Source organism: Microseira wollei NIES-4236 (assembly GCF_020521235.1).
Classification (GTDB): Bacteria; Cyanobacteriota; Cyanobacteriia; order Cyanobacteriales; family Aerosakkonemataceae; genus Microseira; species Microseira wollei.
In genome coordinates, this window is sequence record NZ_BLAY01000196.1 from 1 (window position 1) to 17,530 (window position 17,530).

General features: G+C 45.3%; 16 protein-coding genes and 1 pseudogene. 6 read left to right on the plus strand and 11 right to left on the minus strand.

Annotation, left to right across the window (positions count from 1 at the left end; translation table 11 throughout):
• Nucleotides 1-357: 357 nt before the first annotated feature.
• Nucleotides 358-489 carry a hypothetical protein gene (locus tag MiSe_RS51545; RefSeq protein WP_264196883.1) on the minus strand — a complete coding sequence of 44 codons (132 nt, stop codon included), beginning with the start codon at nt 487-489 and terminating at the stop codon, nt 358-360.
• 270 nt (nt 490-759) lie between these two features.
• Here MiSe_RS51545 and glgP point away from each other — a divergent pair, with 270 nt between their 5' ends.
• From glgP to MiSe_RS40485, 3 genes are all read left to right on the plus strand, one after another.
• Nucleotides 760-2,973, plus strand: a complete 2,214-nt coding sequence (gene glgP, locus MiSe_RS40475; RefSeq protein WP_226591454.1) for an alpha-glucan family phosphorylase — start codon at nt 760-762, stop codon at nt 2,971-2,973.
• Between the two features lie 472 nt (nt 2,974-3,445).
• Nucleotides 3,446-4,108, plus strand: coding sequence for a hypothetical protein (locus MiSe_RS40480; protein ID WP_226591456.1), 663 nt, complete (start codon nt 3,446-3,448; stop codon nt 4,106-4,108).
• Nucleotides 4,109-4,236: 128 nt separating this feature from the next.
• The gene (locus tag MiSe_RS40485; RefSeq protein ID WP_226591458.1) at nt 4,237-5,073 is read left to right on the plus strand and encodes a Tab2/Atab2 family RNA-binding protein; all 837 of its coding nucleotides are present in this window, start codon (nt 4,237-4,239) and stop codon (nt 5,071-5,073) included.
• Nucleotides 5,074-5,319: 246 nt separating this feature from the next.
• Here the strand turns inward: MiSe_RS40485 and MiSe_RS40490 are convergent, their stop codons facing one another.
• Nucleotides 5,320-6,225 (minus strand): endonuclease I family protein, encoded by a 906-nt coding sequence (locus tag MiSe_RS40490; RefSeq protein ID WP_226591460.1) that lies wholly within the window; start codon nt 6,223-6,225, stop codon nt 5,320-5,322.
• Between the two features lie 259 nt (nt 6,226-6,484).
• On the opposite strand from MiSe_RS40490, the gene MiSe_RS40495 reads away from it, so the two are divergent.
• Together MiSe_RS40495 and MiSe_RS40500 are read left to right on the plus strand one after the other, a co-directional pair.
• The gene (locus MiSe_RS40495; RefSeq protein WP_226591462.1) at nt 6,485-7,003 is read left to right on the plus strand and encodes a DUF29 family protein; all 519 of its coding nucleotides are present in this window, start codon (nt 6,485-6,487) and stop codon (nt 7,001-7,003) included.
• 57 nt (nt 7,004-7,060) lie between these two features.
• Nucleotides 7,061-7,579, plus strand: coding sequence for a DUF29 family protein (locus MiSe_RS40500; protein ID WP_226591464.1), 519 nt, complete (start codon nt 7,061-7,063; stop codon nt 7,577-7,579).
• Here the strand turns inward: MiSe_RS40500 and MiSe_RS40505 are convergent.
• The 8 genes and pseudogenes from MiSe_RS40505 to MiSe_RS40540 form a co-directional block, all read right to left on the minus strand.
• Nucleotides 7,532-8,098 carry an AAA family ATPase gene (locus MiSe_RS40505; RefSeq protein WP_226591466.1) on the minus strand — a complete coding sequence of 189 codons (567 nt, stop codon included), beginning with the start codon at nt 8,096-8,098 and terminating at the stop codon, nt 7,532-7,534. The genes MiSe_RS40500 and MiSe_RS40505 overlap by 48 nt on opposite strands.
• A gap of 14 nt (nt 8,099-8,112) precedes the next feature.
• Complete coding sequence (locus MiSe_RS40510; RefSeq protein ID WP_226591469.1) at nt 8,113-8,475, minus strand: DUF5615 family PIN-like protein; 363 nt, start codon at nt 8,473-8,475, stop codon at nt 8,113-8,115.
• Complete coding sequence (locus MiSe_RS40515) at nt 8,472-8,819, minus strand: DUF433 domain-containing protein (RefSeq protein WP_226591471.1); 348 nt, start codon at nt 8,817-8,819, stop codon at nt 8,472-8,474. Before MiSe_RS40515 ends, MiSe_RS40510 begins: the two co-directional genes overlap by 4 nt.
• A gap of 63 nt (nt 8,820-8,882) precedes the next feature.
• Nucleotides 8,883-9,557: pseudogene (locus MiSe_RS40520) on the minus strand (RpnC/YadD family protein); the annotation flags it as partial.
• Nucleotides 9,558-10,451: 894 nt separating this feature from the next.
• Nucleotides 10,452-11,600, minus strand: coding sequence for a serine/threonine protein kinase (locus MiSe_RS40525; RefSeq protein ID WP_226591475.1), 1,149 nt, complete (start codon nt 11,598-11,600; stop codon nt 10,452-10,454).
• Between the two features lie 175 nt (nt 11,601-11,775).
• Nucleotides 11,776-13,017 (minus strand): bifunctional ornithine acetyltransferase/N-acetylglutamate synthase, encoded by a 1,242-nt coding sequence (argJ, locus tag MiSe_RS40530; RefSeq protein WP_226591478.1) that lies wholly within the window; start codon nt 13,015-13,017, stop codon nt 11,776-11,778.
• Between the two features lie 424 nt (nt 13,018-13,441).
• On the minus strand, nt 13,442-14,908 hold the full coding sequence (gene gatB / locus MiSe_RS40535) for an Asp-tRNA(Asn)/Glu-tRNA(Gln) amidotransferase subunit GatB (RefSeq protein WP_226591480.1): 1,467 nt from the start codon (nt 14,906-14,908) through the stop codon (nt 13,442-13,444).
• A gap of 30 nt (nt 14,909-14,938) precedes the next feature.
• Nucleotides 14,939-15,856: a phosphodiester glycosidase family protein gene (locus tag MiSe_RS40540; RefSeq protein WP_226591482.1), complete on the minus strand. Its 918-nt coding sequence runs from the start codon at nt 15,854-15,856 to the stop codon at nt 14,939-14,941.
• A 205-nt stretch (nt 15,857-16,061) separates the two neighbouring features.
• Here MiSe_RS40540 and MiSe_RS40545 point away from each other — a divergent pair, with 205 nt between their 5' ends.
• Complete coding sequence (locus MiSe_RS40545) at nt 16,062-16,892, plus strand: pentapeptide repeat-containing protein (protein WP_226591484.1); 831 nt, start codon at nt 16,062-16,064, stop codon at nt 16,890-16,892.
• Nucleotides 16,893-16,913: 21 nt separating this feature from the next.
• Here the strand turns inward: MiSe_RS40545 and MiSe_RS40550 are convergent, their stop codons facing one another.
• Nucleotides 16,914-17,315 carry a VanZ family protein gene (locus MiSe_RS40550; RefSeq protein ID WP_226591485.1) on the minus strand — a complete coding sequence of 134 codons (402 nt, stop codon included), beginning with the start codon at nt 17,313-17,315 and terminating at the stop codon, nt 16,914-16,916.
• Nucleotides 17,316-17,530 lie beyond the last annotated feature (215 nt).

A 17,530-nucleotide genomic window follows, 5' to 3' on the forward strand; every position in this document is an offset into this window, starting at 1 on the left:
ATGTTAGCAGCGAAACTGTGGGAAGGTATATTGAGGCACAGCGCCATCATGACGTTACTTGACGGGACTTAAACGTCCCGTTCGTGCAAAACTCCCGCGTAAACGCCGGGAGTTTTGCACTTCTCGTATTTTTTGCTCAGAAATGAAGGGTTGCGAGTTTTGGCGTTGGGAACCAGCGCTACTGCCCTCGGAGGGAGTGTAAGACCAAAGTTGCCCGGACGTAAAAAATCTGTGGTAGCAGAGGCAACCCCCAGGGAGGAGGGAAGCCCGCGCTGTATGCGATAGCATCAGCGTTGGGTAGTTCACGCTTGTTTTTTAGCAATTGTCAGGAGCAGGGGAGTTGCACGCACGGGGTTGCTACGAGCTGAGCGCCAAAGTAACTTGGCTGCGAACGCGAGTGCGGAAGGGAGGCATATCTTTAGTTTCCCAGGGACGATTTTTCATAGAAACCCGGTTTATTTGCGGTTGCAGACAGGGAAAGCTTGACATTCTTCCCTCGTGTTGGTTAAACAGATTGACGTTATCTGGAAAATTTTAGATTTTATTAAAATTGTCTAAAAAAAAGCTAACTTAGCAAAAAATGCTGTCAAGCTATATCGATGGACACGAAAGAGGCATCTGCAAAAGGCTAGGGATTAAATCAGCCGCTTCAACCGCCCAAGAAGCTCTGGACAAGTTAAAAATGATTTGTTCCGGATTGACGCACCGTCGATCCAAGCTCAGCTTTCGTGCGATCGCACAGTTACTTTGAAATTTCATATGGCGAACGACCATTCCATGACCGCAGCCCAAAAACTACAACAAAAGCTACCCCTTCCCCTCAAACCATTAGCAGACATAGCTTATAACTACTGGTGGAGCTGGACAAACGATCGCATTTCGCTGTTCCGCAACATCGATCCCGAAGCATGGCATAACTTGAAACACAACCCGGTTGCCGTGCTACAGTCAACCAACTATGTAAAACTAACCCAGGCGGCAAACGACCCAGTGTATATCAAGCGAGTCAAGGTACTCGCCGAGCAATTTGACCGCTACATGACCGAAACAGATACTTGGGCGAGTCGCGTCGTGCCGCAAATTACGCCAGAACACCCCATCGCCTATTTGTGCGCCGAATTCGGCGTCCACGAATCCTTGCCGGTTTATTCGGGCGGTTTGGGCATTTTAGCCGGGGATATGCTCAAATCTGCCTCGGATCTCGGCATTCCCCTAGTTGCAGTCGGGTTGATGTACCGTCAAGGCTACTTCCACCAACGCTTAAACCGTCACGGGTGGCAAGAAGAAAGCTACATCGACAATCCATTTGACCAAATGCCCCTCGAATTGCTCAAAAACGAGCAAGGGGAACCGATTACCGTTGAAGTGGAAATTCGGCAGCGGATTGTTAAAGTGCAAATCTGGTTGGCGCAAGTCGGTCGCGTCAAGCTGTACCTGCTAGATACAGACCGCCATGACAACGACCCGATTGACCGCTGGCTGACCGGACACCTGTACGGCGGTAACCAAGAAACGCGCATCGCCCAAGAAGTAGTGCTGGGGATCGGTGGCGTCAAAGCTCTCACCGCCTTGGGAATCAAACCATCGGTTTACCACATGAACGAAGGTCACGCCGCCTTCTGCACCCTAGAAATTGCACGGGAAGAAATTAAGAAAACTGGCAAGTCGTTCTACGACATCGAGCAAACAGTACGCGAATCTTGCCTCTTCACCACCCACACCCCAGTGCCTGCGGGTCACGATGTCTTCTCCCCCGACTTGATGGACTCCTACTTTGCCCATTATTGGCCCCAACTGGGACTATCCCGCGAGCAGTTCCTGGCGTTGGGTGCGCGTCGGTTGGGGGACCCTTGGGAACCGTTTGGCATGACCGTCCTGGCGCTGCGACTCAGTCGCGCTGCCAACGGCGTCAGCGAACTGCACGGTGAAGTTTCCCGCAAAATGTGGCAAATTCTCTACCCAGACCGACCGGAAAATAAAGTCCCCATCAGTCATATCACCAATGGCGTCCACGCGCGCACTTGGACGGCACCGCTGCTGAGCGACCTGTACTGCGAGTACTTGGGCGAAGATTGGTCTAGTCGCGTTGCCGATGCCGAAATGTGGGCAAAGGTAGACGAAATTCCCGATGCAGAATTGTGGTGGCGTCACCAAGTTCTTAAAGAGCGGCTAATAGCACATACTCGCTCAAAAGTCAAGGTAGCGCGCCAAAATCGCGGCGAAGACTACGACTTGATCCAAGCTGCCGATCACCTGTTAGACCCCAAAGTCTTGACGATTGGATTTGCGCGGCGCTTTAGTCTTTATAAGCGCGGTCATCTTTTGATGCGCGATGCCGAACGCGCGTTGCGGATTTTTGGCAACGAAAAACGACCCGTGCAAATTATCTTCGCAGGTAAAGCTCACCCCGCTGACGAAGAAGGCAAGCGGATTATTCAACGCTTGATGGAGTGGTGCAAGCATCCGGCGATTCGTTACCGCGTGGCATTTATCGAAGACTACGATATCTACACGGGGCAAAAATTAGTCCAAGGCGTGGATGTCTGGTTGAATAACCCTCGTCGTCCCTTGGAAGCTTCCGGTACTAGCGGACAGAAAGTTTGCTTCAACGGCGGCATTAATTGCAGCGTGTTGGATGGTTGGTGGTGCGAAGGTTATAAAGTGGGAGCGGATGGTAAAGGTCTGAACGGTTGGGCGATTGGTGAAGATGCTCATACCAGCGACCAAGAGTTGCAAGACCGGATCGATTCTGAATCCCTCTATAAATTATTAGAGGAGGAAATCGTTCCGCTCTACTACGACCAAGATGAAAACGGAATTCCCCACGGTTGGATTGAAATGATGAAAGCGTCGATTAAAACCAATGCGCCGGTGTTCAACACCGACCGGATGTTGGTAGATTACGTTGCTCACATGTATGCTCCCGGAGCGTCGGTCGATGCAGCGCCGATTCTAGCCAGCGCTAGTGCCTAGAACGCCCATGTAGCGCGCTCAGAGCGAGCATAGGACTTACCCACGACGATCTTAGAAACCGGGTTTCTGCGTAGCGATTTTTCATAGAAACCCGGTTTCTTTGCGTGATATGATGTCCGTTGAATCGCCCATAATAAAAAAACCTCACAGAGTCGTTGCGTAGGGACACGGCATCATAGATATCTCGGATAAACAGATAACTTTGATCGTGCCGTGTCCCGGCTACCGATTATGGGTAATCGACCGGATATGATATGAGTCCTGGATCGTTGACGTAGGAACGCGGCAGTTGAAGGCTCTTGGTAAAATCCCAGAATCTTAATCGTGCCGTGTCCCTACGCAATTTATAGAAATTATTTAAAAAAATTAAATTTTCAGATATATTAAGTAAATATTTTAGAAAATAACTGTTTCTGGTATCACTGGTATGATATGCTACTTCAGCAAATAACCCAATCCAGGAATTACTACTATGGGTAACCTATTTCAGAAATGTGCAGTTGCTGCTGTGGGTGCTGGTTTCAGCTTAATAGCAATCGCCGCAAAACCAGTACAAGCAGCAACTATGGTTTGGGGGTTGAAGTTTTTTCAACATGGGACTCAGGTAGGAAGTGGGGAGTTCAGTTATAACCCCGATAAGACTACCTTTATCCAAACAAGTATGTTAGGTTCATCTCTACCTCCGTCAGGATTTTATGTTCGCACCTTGTTAGACAGCTTTTCGGCTGATATTTTAGGTGAGCAATGGAGACCGGCAATTTTTCTCACTTGGTGGGCTGACGGTTCTAGACCGCCAGGACAACAAGTCTTTGCTAGGGGTTCGGTTAGGCCCGGTATCAACCAGGGAGTCTGGTTTTTTGGCGATCCGTTTTTGGGGACTCGGCAATTACTTCTTGATCAGATGGAACCGATATCGGATGACGTTTGGACAGGAGACTGGCTTGGGTTGGTAGCGCAACCATCTGTTCCTGGTCGTGTTCCGATGTATGGCTTTGGGGTGTGGACGGCAACACGCCAAAACCCACAACCTGTTCCTGAAGCTACTTTTCCTTTAGGTTTATTAGTTTTTGGTGTCTTAGGCGCTGCTTCAGCACTGAAGCTCAAACATAAACAGCAGGAATCAATAGAAAAATAGGCAGTTAAATTTGTTGAATCGGTGCAAAAAAGAGCGCAATCAACTCCTTGATTAGAGAAGTTGACCTGCTCTATTTGATCCGTTTTTTTCTCAATTCTGGACTCTAAAGCGCGTCTACAAAATTTGAAATGATGATTTGGCAAGCTGATTTTTATCGGCGTCCGTTAAAGGACGATTTGGGGCGATCGCTCTGGGAATTATTGCTTTGCAATCCGACGGGTAGCTTTAAATACCAAGCCTTATGTCCGCAATCTGAAGCGAATGCAACTTGGCTAGTAACCCAATTTGGCATAGCAGCGGGTGGAAAGTTACCAGATAAGATTCAAGTCTTTCGTCCCCAATCCTTGAGTTTAATCGAAACAGCAGCGCAACAATTGGGAATTGCCGTAGAACCAACGCGCCGCACCCATGCTTTAAAACAATGGTTGCAAGAAAAAGCGCAACAATACCCCCATATGAGCAATTACACGGGGGAACCTTACCAATCAATAACATTAGATAAACCGCCCCCAGTGCCGCTACCAGAAAATCTTTGGGGAGAACAATGGCGATTTGCGACGCTACCAGCAGGCGATATAAAGGATGCATTTGCCGAAAAACCAATTCCGATTTTAGAGATGCCGGAATTTTTGTTGCCCTTTAATTTGGGTATCGCTTCAACAGTGTCCGTTCCGGGTGTAATAATTTATGGCGGACGGCAATCGATGCGCTTGGCACGCTGGATAGAAGAATCTCGCCCCTTTGCATTAAACTACATTGCCGGTGCGCCAGATGGGTTAATTTTAGAAGCGGGATTAATTGACCGTTGGATAGTTGCCACATTTGAGGATAAGGAAGTTTCTCAGTCAGCGCAAATGTACGAACAACGCAAGGGGTTAAGTAAAGGATTGCACTTTTTATTAGTGCAACCAGATGATTCGGGAATGACTTACACTGGGTTTTGGCTATTGCGAGGAGAGGAATAATAACTTAAGTTGCTAGTTAACGCAAGTTGCTAGTTATAAACTTTGGCGTTGCCAGCTTGCCAGCTTGCTAATTGCTAATATACGATTTTTACCAATCTCGCCATTAACCATTAGCCATTAGCTTCTATTTATGAGATAACTAGCAACTTGAGTTAGTTAATAGCTAATGGCTAATTGCTGATGGGAAGATTTTCCAGATCTACCATTAGCCATTAGCAATTAGCCATTAGCCAGACCTATTCTGTCCTATTCAATACCTAACCGAAAAGCAATTTTATCTGCCCAATCGGGGAAATCAATCAGCGGATTGCGATTTCCTTGAGTCTCGAAAATTGCCATGTTTCTGTGTTTTTCGTATTCGGTGACTGGATAAGAATGATGCCACTGCAACAAAGTCTTTAAACTCTCTACCTTGTATTCTTTTTCAGTTGGATCGATTTCTCCTGGATAGCGCAGTAAAAAGTAAAGCGTAGCGCGCGCTACAGCGCCTTTTCCGGCTGTAGGCTCAAATTTATTTTCTGATAATTTGCCGCAGCGATCGCTTATACTTTCCCCAAACTCCGGAAAGTCGAAAAACGGATGATTCCCCCGGTAACTGTTGCATTTCACTTCGCAGGTAAACAGATGGTGCAAATCGCCTTTCATCGGTTCTCGCTTACCGAACCACGACTGGGGAACTACATGCTCGCAATTATAGGGCAATCTGGCCTCGATTAAAGCCAATACTTGCCTCGTCTCTACCGCACTCATTGCCGATACAGTCCGACGTAGCTTTTGAATCTGTAAATTCCTGATTTGCTCGGTGCGGAAATCTTCTCGAATAATTTCTTCAGGGTTGAAAACTTCCCCGGAGTAAATGCTTCTGAGGTTCAGATCGGGGTAAAGGTCAACCCAAGGGTAAAGTCGAGTGGCTGGTTTATAGCTTAGCTTGTTTTTATGCCTCTGCTCCACCAGGTTTTTCAGTGCATGGAACAACTCACTTGGATTGAGAGAATTAATGCTTGGGAGACTCGCGTAATAGTTATCGCGGTTGATGCGATCGCGAGTTTCGTCGTAGTATGTTTTAGTCCGCGACGACGCCAATGTCCTCAAAGCTTTCTCAAGATCTGTAGCAGATGTCTCGAATTGTTGAAATAGCTGATCTTCCAACATTTTTTCCTCTTAAATTGAATGAATTTTATTGATTTAACGGCTGATTTACAGCTTTGGTTATTTCTCCCCTTATATTTCATCGTGCGCTGCCACTTTTCCGGAACCAGAATATTGAGTTTCTTTAAAATAATAAAAGAAACCCGGTTTTTTGAAAAAACCGGGTTTCTGGAACAATAGAGCGAAAATATGATATAATTAAAAGCCAATTAGATTAAGCGAGCGCGACTATAACTTTAATAAAAAGTATTGAGGCAACAATATGAGTCAAGAACTGATAGATTTAAGAGCTAGTATCCTGGAGGGACGTTACGCCGATGCGTTGGCAATTGTGGATGAACTAGAAGGCATGAGTAGACAAGCAATACTACGTACTATCCAATCATTTTTAAGGATTTTGCTGATTCACTTGATTAAAAACCAAGTTGAGCAACGATTAACAAACTCTTGGGCAAACTCAATTCGCAATTCTATCCGAGAAATAAAAAAACTGAACTTGCAAGATAATAAAACATCTTACTACGTCAAAATAGATGAATGGGAATCAATCCTTGACGAGGAATTTGAAGAAGCGGTTCGTGAAGCAAGTTTAGAAGCGCTAAATGGAATATACAATGAGTTTCAATTTACTGAGATGGTGGAGAGAAACCAAGTTATCGAGATAGCTAAAAAATTATTATCTCTAACATATTCTTATTCTGCTAAAGATTTACCAGCGGTGGTAGCCGAGAATTTAACTCAGCTTCCAGGTGGGGAAGATTGGAAAGCGGGTAGGAGGTGATAAACTCGATAACCAATATTGGGTAGATTTAGGGGATATCATAAACGTGGGTGGAATATGACTCAAGAAATAATTGATTTAAAAAAGAGCATTTTAGAGGGACGTTATGCAGATGCTCTGCTAATTGTAGAAGAACTGGAAGGAATGAGTAAAAAGGCGATTTTGCGACAGATAAAATCCTGTTTGAGGATTGTGCTAATTCACTTGATTAAAAATCAGATTGAGCAGAGATTAACCAATTCTTGGGCTAGCTCAATTCGTAATTCTATCCGGGAAATTCAAGATTTGAACCTCAAAGAAAATCAAACATCTTATTACATCAGTTTAGACGAATGGGTAACTTGGATAGAAGATGAAATTGAAGCGGCAATTCGCGATGCAAGTAACGAGGTAATGAATGGAACATACAGTCCATTTCAACTGTTAGAGATAGTGGATAAAAGTTTGATAATTAACCAAGCTCAACAACTGTTAGGTTTGACATATCATTACTCAGCCAAGGAGTTACCCGCAGTGATTGATGATTATTTAACTCAGCTTCCAGGTGGGGAAGATTGGAAAGCGGGTAGGAGGTGATAAACTCGATAACCAATCTTGGGTAGATTTAGGCGATCGCATACACACAACCTCAAGATGAGCATACTCAGGTTTCTGCAATAAAATCGGATATTCTCTTCGCCTTTCGTGGTAAGTTTGAAGCGCCCATAATAGGATAGAATCGCGGGTAAAAAACGCTTTGTACAACGTCTCGTGGTTACCATTGCAGACTTCCTCTTGCGTTACGCTGCGCCAAAAAGTTCGCCACAGCAACTGCTTCATAATCACCCACAAAGGGTAATCCAACCACACCAATGTGTCAGCTTTTCCCCAAACAATATCGCGGACTATGCTGTAATTTCCATCCACAACCCAACTGTTTCCAGAAAGGGCGACAGAAACGCGATCGCGCATCACCTCATCCGGTACTTCTGTCCAATTTGGTTCCCAATGCAAAGCATCTAATTCCACATGAGGAATACCAAGACGCTGGGAAATTTGCCGCGCCAAAGTCGTCTTACCCGATCCACTCGTACCAACAACAGAAATTCTCTGCACTTATTTAATCTTGCTTATCTCAGCGGTATATAAGTAATTTGGTCTTTATATTCATCTTCAAAAGATGCTCCAGCAATAGCTATTAAATCCTCAATGATTAGACCTATACTTATGTTTGGACGCAGCACCAAAATACCTGGTACGTGACGACATTCAGTGAGATGATCGATTAGATGTACAGGCATAGAAGTGCGGTTATTGGTGACAAGTATGTATCCGTTTTCCTCACACCAGCATAAAATTTCTGGGTCTTTCGTACTTTTTGGTGGAACATCTGAGTCACCAACCGCGCCAACTATTAAATCTGGTTGCTGAATCTGAAGCTGCTCTTTATACAGAGGCGACATATTTTCATCAATCAAATACTTAATTGTCATGATTGATGTTGCTCTGCTTGTTTAGCTGCTTTTTGCTTCTCTTTCCACTCAAGGACTTTTGCCACAAAAGCTGGAGGATTTTTGTCAAATTCTGCTTGAGCTTTTTCGCAGTAATCTAACCAATCTTGGAAATATTGCCCAACGGTTTCTTTATTGGCAAGATAGTACAGAATTGTGGCATAAACCTGTTCCAGAGTTACGGTACGGAAGTTTTGCTCTATTTCTTCTGGCGTTTTGTTGTTATGAATGTATTCGTTAAGGATATGCTCGATACCGACCCGGGTTCCTTTGACTCGGATATCGTCGGGTCTTTGAAAGTCAAAATAATCTTCTAGTATTTGCATGGTGATTCCTCTAGGTTCGCTTTCCTCTTTTTGCCTTAAAATTATCCTACTTCTAGCAAAACTTTAAGCTTCGCTGGATCGATAGATTTCGCGCACCTCATCCAAATTATTAATTGTCCGTAGCCCTTCCCTAATTGCCCTTAATACATCTACATCCTGAATCTGAGATATTTCGGGCATTAATTCCAAACCTTCAGCACCGAATTTCAATTCTAAACCCAACTCAATAGCCGATAGTAGACCTTGTTGTAGACCTTTGTTCAAAATTTCTTGGTACCAAGGGGATTCTAGTAAAACAGCCATATCCCACCTCATGATTTGCTGCACTAAACGACTGGATAATACAAAGCTAGCAAAAAATGCCAGTAGCGGTTCTAACTCGCTTAACTGTTCATCAGTACGTAAAAGTTGTACTGCTTGTCGCACTACTGCTTCCTCACCACCATTTTTCAGTACTGGTATAAATGGCAGCAAAGATTTCAACTGTTGCTGGAAAACTATCTGAGCATCTATTTCCCACAGATTAATGACTCGATATTGCTGAAGCGCCCTTAATCCCAAAACTTCGGATTCATACGCGGTAGCGATCGCGACTGTGGGTGATGGTTGTAAAATGTTGATCAAAACTGGATAGACTGGCAAATTGTACCTTTCTTCTGCTAAAGCAGCATAAGCTCTCATCCGCCGAGGCATTTGAGCGGATTAGCGCAGTTGCAACTCATTGAGAATCAGAAACTTATATCATGTCCGCGAGAGATCGGTAGTGTATCGATGGCTAATTGCTAATTGCTAATTGCTAATTGTCAATTGCGTGAGAGCAGCCATTAGCCATTAGCTATTATCAGTTACACAACCGTTGCTGAAGGACATGATATTACGAATCAAAGGAGCGTCAGGTTCTAAAAGTACATCGGTGTCGCGACTAATCCATTGAAACTCAGAGGCAACAATGCGTCTGGCTACAACATCAGATCGTTGCGTTACCTATTTTACCCACGCATCTGGCGCTAGACTAATTAAACGTTTGCTGCCAATATCTGCTGCTTTAGGCATATTTTTTTTGTCAGTTGTCCTCCGTCTATTGTCCGTTACAACTGACCGAGGATAAATTTAAGTTGTATATTCGGCGTTAATATTCACGTAATCATAACTCAAATCGAAGCCCCAAGCGGGTGAATGCGCTGGTGCAATATTTCAATAATTGGTTTGAGTGAAAGTATAAGATTTTGCATCTGCGTTATAGCCCGCCTGGGGTTCAAACCCCAGGCTAATAGCGAAAGTCCTATGAAGAGGACTGAAAATCTAAATTTAGAATCTAGGCTATCAGACATAAGAAACCGGGTTTTTTACCGGAAATTTCGGCTTTGGGGTGGATTTAGTCGCTAAAAACCTGGTTTCTGACCTTGGGTAAAATTTCAGCTTTAAATATTTTTTATCGCAGATTAAGGGTGCTTTTGAATATTTTTCGGAAAATCTTTCAGTCCTCTTTAGAGGACTTTCGCTATTAGCCAGGGAATTTATTCCCTGGCGGGTGATGAAACTGATGCAATATCTAAATAATTGGTTTGAGTGAAGCGAAACCTAACGCATTTGTTGGGTTGAGGTACGAAACCCAATCTGCATTGCTATATCTTAGCGAAATATCGCAAATATTTGATACGCCAACCATCCTAACGCCACTCCTAACCAAGAAGTTCCAAGCAAGATTAGAAATCTGTGAAAGTAGCTGAAGGACTTGAGTAAAGAAGCAGAAATCGTATCCTCATCTCTCTGAGCAAGCGCACAAGACAAAACTAAAGTCAAAGCCGAAGTCCAAGCCCAACCTTCAGCCAAATTCGAAGGTAATGATAAGAAGAAGCCTAAAACTGCATAGATTAACAACCATATTGTCAGCCAACTCCAAGAAATATTTCTTTGTTTTTTCGGCGGCAAACTAACCGTAACAGTGCGATTCGCCACTTCCAACAACTTCAACCATTCCTGCATCGATTGAGGACGGTTTTTCGCCTCCAACTCCATCCCCTTGAGAATAGCCCGATTTAACTCATCGCTGATATTAGCAAGTTGGTTAGGTTTAATCAATCGGAAATTATTCAACTTTCGCTCTAAAGAAGATGTCGGACATTGACCAGTCACCGCATAATATAGAGAAGCTGCCAAACAGTAAATATCAAGAGTTGGTTCCCGATTTCCCATCATCTGTTCGTAAGGCGCAAAAGCGTAATTTCCAAAATGCTTGGAACTTTCGACAGTTTGCAGAATTTCCCCAGCAATGCCAAAATCAATCAGCACCGCTTTACCGTTTCTCTGCACCATGATGTTACCAGGGTGAGCATCCCGATGCACCAGTTTCGCTTGATGCACTACCGTCAAAGCTTTCCCTATTTGTCGCACATACTCCACCGCTTCTGTTGGAGGTAACGCCCCTCGCCGCTGCACCAAATCAAACAAACTTTCCCCTGATACAAAATCCATTACCAGGCAATATATCCCCCCCTCTTCAAACAAATCCCTGACGCGCACGATATTAGAATGCTGCTGTTCAGAAAGTTTTTCCAGTCGCCGCCCCTCCTCGACGAATCGCTGCAAATATTTCGGGTATTCCGGGTCATTTTTCAGCCTTTCGTTTGGTGTTTTAATCACCATTAGCTGTTGTAGCAGAGTGTGTCGTGCTTGATAAGTAATTCCGAAACCGCCTTCTCCCAGGATTTTCTCGATAATATACTTACCATTCTGCAACCGCTGTCCTGCTGCCCAAACCATGTCGCGTTTTCCAGACACTTGGGTTTATTTTGACACAAGTATGCTAAGGAGGCTATCTTCTTCCTTCTTCCTTCGCGTCCTTTGCGTCTTCGCGGTTCATTAAATTAGGTAATGTTAGAGTGAGAAGGGTAGGCAGATAAAAACTGATACCGCCACGGGGTAAGGGCAGGCAAGATGCCCACCCCACAAGAATTTATGTTGTATATTCGGCGTTAATTTTCACGTAGTCGTAACTCAAATCGCAGCCCCAAGCTTTACCAGAACCTGAACCGTTGCCAATACTTACTGCGATTAAAACAGTATCTTCTTTTAAGTAAGCACCCGCTGCGGCTGTTTTCAAATAATTACTCGCCGCTTTCCGATCAAAAGGCAATGGTTGTCCGTTTTCCATTAATAAGAAATCGCCCAATTGAATTCGCAAATCTTGTTGGTCGAAATGCACGCCCGCCCTTCCTGCTGCTGCTGCAATTCGTCCCCAATTCGGATCGCGTCCAAATACTGCTGATTTTGCTAATGAAGATCCGGCAATTGTTCTGGCAACTTTGCGCGCGTCTTCGTCTGTATGTGCGCCGCTTACTTGCACTTCTATTAAACAAGTTGCACCTTCGCCGTCGCGGGCGATCGCTTTCGCCAAATACTGGCATACTTCTGTCAGCATCGCCTCCAATTTCTCCGCATCCGCCCCCATTTCGGTAATCGCCGGGGTGCGAGATTGCCCATTTGCCAATGCAATCAAAGTATCGTTGGTACTCGTATCCCCATCAACGGTAATTTGATTGAAGCTTTTATCCGCCGCCCGACTTAACATTTCCTGCCACAGGGAAGTCGAAACCGCTGCATCGCAAGTTACAAATGACAACATCGTCGCCATATTCGGATGAATCATCCCAGAACCTTTGGCGATTCCGCCCATTCGTACGGGACGCCCGTCTATCATCGTTTCTAGGGCAATCGATTTGGGGACTAAATCTGTTGTAATAATCGCCCCTGCTGCTGCATCGCCCCCCGTTTCCGACGCCGCTGCGACTAATTTGGGAATACCTGCCCGCAGGGCATCCATTTTAATTCGCTGTCCGATCACGCCCGTAGACGCCAGCAGAATTGATTCTGGGGGAATATTCAATGCCTCTGCTAATAACTGGGCGCTTTCTAACGCATCTGCCCACCCTTGATCCCCGGTGGCGGCGTTTGCTTGTCCCGCATTGCACAGGATGGCGCGGGCGCTGTGCTTCGCTTGCAGGCGCTGGCGACAGTAGTCTACGCAAGCGGCGCGCACAACTGAGGTGGTAAAGACTCCCGCTGCGATTGCTTCCACATCCGACACAATTAACGCTAAATCCGGCAATCCCGAAGGTTTCAATCCTGCCGTAATTCCCGCCGCCCGATATCCGCGAGGTGCCGTCACGCTACCGCTAATTACCTGCCAGTCTGCCATCGTTTTTCCCTACAACCTTTAGCAGGCAGATTATACCAATTGGTAATTGCTAATTGCTAATTGCTAATTGGCAGCTTGGAAGCTTGCGGGCGAAGCATTTTGACTACTACCTATGAGCCATTAGCCATTAGCCATTAGCCATTAGCCATTAGCCATTAGCCAAATAGCCAAAAAAAAAGGGGAGTCGCTTGGACGACTCTCCTGATCATCAGGGTGCATCTACTTAACAAAATATAGCACCTTAGGGATGAGGGGTGTCACCCCCTATTTAAAAAGTTTTCATGAACAAACTATTAAGTTATGATGAAAACTGATGAAATAAGTATTTATACATAAAAATTGGTAGGGAGAAGTACCATCCGCTCTCCCTACCACCATATACGCCGATCCGAATAGGGGATCGACATGATATTCTTGTCCTGGGTTAACCGTTGAGCTTTTGAGCCAACAACTGGTTAGTTAACTTGGGATCGGCTCTGCCTTCGGTTTTCTTCATCACCTGTCCGACGAAGAATCCCAAAAGCTTGGTTTTACCGTTGCGGTACTGTTCCAGTTCTTTGGGATTGGCTGCGATAATTTCATCGATGATGGGTTCTAGCGCCGAAGAGTCAATCGGACGTGGTAGCTTATCGACTGAAATATCCCCTGAAAGCAACTTCGGCAGAGACTCTTTGACAATTTTGCCGGTGAGTTCTCCCGTTTCAATCAGGGAAACTAGCTCAGCTAAACTGGAAGGTTTAAAGGCGAGATCCGCGATACTGAGTTTGTTGGCATTGAGATATGCGGCGATATCTCCCATCACCCAGTTAGCCGCTTGTTTGGTATTCGCACCTCCTGCAACGGTGGCTTCAAAATATTCTGCCACCGAGCGATCGTCGGTTAATACCCGCGCATCGTAAGCGGAAAGTCCCAATTCGGTTTCGTAGCGATGGCGCTTCTGCGCTGGAAGTTCTGGCAGTTCAGACTTCCATTGCTGGAGCGTTTCGGCAGATACTTGAATTGGCGTTAAGTCGGGTTCCGGGAAATAGCGGTAATCGCTAGAACCTTCCTTACTCCGCATACTTACAGTGCGTTGGCTACCTTCTTCCCAGAGTCGGGTTTCTTGGACGATTCTTTCCCCAGCTTCAATCGCTTCAATTTGGCGCTCGATTTCGTATTCAATTGCTTTTTGGATGGCAGAGAAGGAGTTCATGTTTTTGATTTCTACCTTCGTGCCAAATTCCTTTTGTCCTACCGGACGCACGGAGATATTGACGTCGCAGCGGAGGGAACCTTCTTGCATGTTGCCATCGCTGACGCCGAGATAGCGCATAATGCGCCGCAATTCTTGGGCATATTCGGCGGCTTCCGTACCGGAGCGGATATCGGGTTCGGATACAATTTCTACCAGAGGTACGCCCGTGCGGTTGTAGTCTACCAGGGAGTGAGTGGATCCGGCTAGGCGATCGCTTCCCGCGTGTACGAGTTTCCCCGCATCTTCTTCCATATGCAGGCGGGTAATGCCAATCCGCTTGCGAATCGGATTGCCATTTTCATCTACTAACTCTATTTCCAGCCAACCATGCTGAGCAATCGGCAAATCGTACTGGGAAATTTGATAGTTTTTCGGCAAATCCGGGTAAAAATATTGTTTCCGGTCGAATTTGCTGTATGGCGCAATTTCGCAATTCAGGGCTAAACCCGCTTTAACGGCATACTCTAGCACCTTTTGATTGAGTACCGGCAACACCCCAGGCATTCCCATACAGATGGGACAGACATTGGTGTTGGGGGGCGAATCGAATTCTGTGGAACAGTTACAGAATATTTTGGTTGCGGTACTGAGTTGACAGTGGGTTTCTAAACCGATGACGGCTTCGTATTGGGTTTTAACCGGAGCGGCTGTAGTCATAATGCTTAATGATAGCATCCGAAGCTTGGATTATATCTTACGGGCAGGGAGAGTCAGGGCTGCACGAGGGTTTTTTCGGACATAAAATCCTAAATGATTGGCAACGGGACGCTCGCGCATCGGTAACTTAGTATGAATCGGTGAATTTAATACGCGGACGCCCGAGCGATCCCTGATAACCATTGTAGTAGAACCGCCCCCATCCAAATTTAGCGCCGTCTCAGCACCCAAATTGACGATTATCTCGCTCAGTTCGGCTAAAGTTACCCCTTCGCTGTAATGGGGTTGCTTGCCATCTACCGCAATTAGCCATAATTTTTTGCCGACCGCCACCGCCACGCGCGCATAAGGTTTTTTAGCATCACTCGCATCTGATTTTACTGCCTTGCCCCCACTTACCAACATATCAATCCCTGCTACACCCTGAAGCGTACCATCAGGACAACGCCCACTTTCAATAATTTGGGCGCGATTGTTAGTATCAAAGCATAATACAGGCCACCCCGCTCTGGGGGGAGAGTAGACAAATCCCTGGGAAATTGCTTGTCCTATTACGTTAATTTTATCTCCACTATGGGGATAAAAATCCCAGGGGTGTTCTTCGCGAAAAGGGCCAAAATAATTGGCGTTGATCGCCAGTTGCAATTGGAATTTTTTGACAAATTCAGAAGTAGTCATAGCCCGAATTTCTCCGGATTGTGGCATTGGGTTTCCCGGCGTTACTAAAATGCCAACTTCTGGCGCATTTAAGTCAATCGTGACGATGTGAAGCATATAAGGACGGGGCGTCGAACGCGCTTCTCTTTGATAGATAATTCCTGGAAATAAAGTTGTTTTTAAATCCGTGCGGGCTGGACGAAGTAAGTAAAGATACCCATAAAATAGGAAGGGTAATATTAACATGCCAAAAACTAATGCAACTAGCCAACGTTTTGTGGAATGGGTCATGGGTAATTGGTAATTGGTAATTGTGTAGGGACGGGTTTTACCAACTATCTATATCAATCAGCGACAATGGTTATCAACCCGCCCCGGTTAGCTGGGTTAAAATGAATTCAGCAGACCGATGTGTAGGGGCGGGTTTTACCAACTATCTATACCAATCAGCGACAATGATTATAAACCCGCCCTGGTTATGTGTGAGATGGAGATTATGAGAAGCGATCGCTCCTACAATTTTACCAATAGAGACTTGCGAAACCGCTCGTTTAAAGGTCGCGACCTTAAAGGGGCAAACTTCAGCGGAGCGGATATTCGCGGGTGCGATTTCAGTTATGCAATACTTGCAGGAGCCAATTTTGAGCGGGTGCGGACTGGAATGACTTTTAGACGGGTGATACTTGGGGGAATAATTGCTCTTGTCACCATCATTTTAACCGCTAATGCTGTGATTTGCACCGTATTTCCTTCCCTGGGAGAACCTGTAGGAGGAAAAAATTGGTCATACATCGTCGCTTTGATAGTAAGCTTGGGTATTTCTGGAGCAGGTTCGGGGATAATCAATGTGATTATACCCCATTTTTCCAAATTAACTTTTGTCTTATCGGCAACTGCATCCGGTGCTTTTATTGGGTTTGTTTATGCCGGATTGGCTGCCGATAAAAATCCCCAAATAGCAATATTAGGTGCAACAATCGGCGGGTTATTGATGGCATTTTCCAGAGGGAGGTTTCCCACTCGAATTGTAGCCATTGCAGTTGCAAGCGCGGGTGCGGTAACGGGATATGGATTAGCCTTTTGGCTATGGGCAGTTGCGCTTTCTTACCTAACCGGAAAACAATTAGTTTGGGGAATTGGCTTGACTATGCTCTCGCTAACTTACCTGGCGTTGACATTTAACTCGCTGGTTTTAACTTTCAAAGGCATCAAAAAATATGCGGGAACGTCTTTTATCAATGCCGATTTAACCAATGCTGTCTTTGAATCTGCCACATTGAAAAATACAGATTGTTCAGGTACAATGGTTATCAAAGACAACATATAGGTGCTGCATCGTTGATTTCAACTATCTAGCACCCGGATGAGCCGAGGATTTATTAAGATTCCAACGTTCGGCTAACCAATAAAAAAATAAGATTCCGACCAAATTAGCCGCTAAGTCAGTTAAGTCGAAACTTCTGTTAGGTGAAAGTCGCTGAAGTAGTTCATCTACAATCGAACAAATTACAACTAAACTTGGAGCCAGTGGCAGGCTAAGATTTAAACAGTTAATCCGCCGCTTGTTAAGCGCTAGATGACCGAAGAAAGCCGCCAATCCTACTAAAACAAAATGCCCGATTGTATCGTAAAATGGAATAACCGACGATTTGACTGGGAGAATTTTTAAATAAGCCGAAGCAGAAATACTCATCAAGATACCAAAGTAAAACCAAAAAGCAAACACCCAGCCTTTGTTGGAAGATTTCATCTGGTAATTCCTCAATTTTAGTCCAAACGACTGCTACAGGCGAGCTAAATAAACCTTTTCGCCTGCTGTCTGAAGTAGAGGCACGGCAGGCAACCAATATTGTTAATGAGTGCAAAAATGGTTGATGCCGTGCCTGGGGCACGGCGGGCAACCAATGTTGTTAATGAGTGCAAAAATGGTTGATGCCGTGCCTGGGGCACGGCGGGCAACCAATG

Bases quoted from the DNA above. Each gene is read 5' to 3' on its own strand.
- MiSe_RS51545 (WP_264196883.1), bottom strand. From the start codon at position 489: ATGTCAAGCTTTCCCTGTCTGCAACCGCAAATAAACCGGGTTTCTATG.
- glgP (WP_226591454.1), top strand. From the start codon at position 760: ATGGCGAACGACCATTCCATGACCGCAGCCCAAAAACTACAACAAAAG.
- MiSe_RS40480 (WP_226591456.1), top strand. From the start codon at position 3,446: ATGGGTAACCTATTTCAGAAATGTGCAGTTGCTGCTGTGGGTGCTGGT.
- MiSe_RS40485 (WP_226591458.1), top strand. From the start codon at position 4,237: ATGATGATTTGGCAAGCTGATTTTTATCGGCGTCCGTTAAAGGACGAT.
- MiSe_RS40490 (WP_226591460.1), bottom strand. From the start codon at position 6,225: ATGTTGGAAGATCAGCTATTTCAACAATTCGAGACATCTGCTACAGAT.
- MiSe_RS40495 (WP_226591462.1), top strand. From the start codon at position 6,485: ATGAGTCAAGAACTGATAGATTTAAGAGCTAGTATCCTGGAGGGACGT.
- MiSe_RS40500 (WP_226591464.1), top strand. From the start codon at position 7,061: ATGACTCAAGAAATAATTGATTTAAAAAAGAGCATTTTAGAGGGACGT.
- MiSe_RS40510 (WP_226591469.1), bottom strand. From the start codon at position 8,475: ATGACAATTAAGTATTTGATTGATGAAAATATGTCGCCTCTGTATAAA.
- MiSe_RS40515 (WP_226591471.1), bottom strand. From the start codon at position 8,819: ATGCAAATACTAGAAGATTATTTTGACTTTCAAAGACCCGACGATATC.
- argJ (WP_226591478.1), bottom strand. From the start codon at position 13,017: ATGGCAGACTGGCAGGTAATTAGCGGTAGCGTGACGGCACCTCGCGGA.
- gatB (WP_226591480.1), bottom strand. From the start codon at position 14,908: ATGACTACAGCCGCTCCGGTTAAAACCCAATACGAAGCCGTCATCGGT.
- MiSe_RS40540 (WP_226591482.1), bottom strand. From the start codon at position 15,856: ATGACCCATTCCACAAAACGTTGGCTAGTTGCATTAGTTTTTGGCATG.
- MiSe_RS40545 (WP_226591484.1), top strand. From the start codon at position 16,062: ATGAGAAGCGATCGCTCCTACAATTTTACCAATAGAGACTTGCGAAAC.
- MiSe_RS40550 (WP_226591485.1), bottom strand. From the start codon at position 17,315: ATGAAATCTTCCAACAAAGGCTGGGTGTTTGCTTTTTGGTTTTACTTT.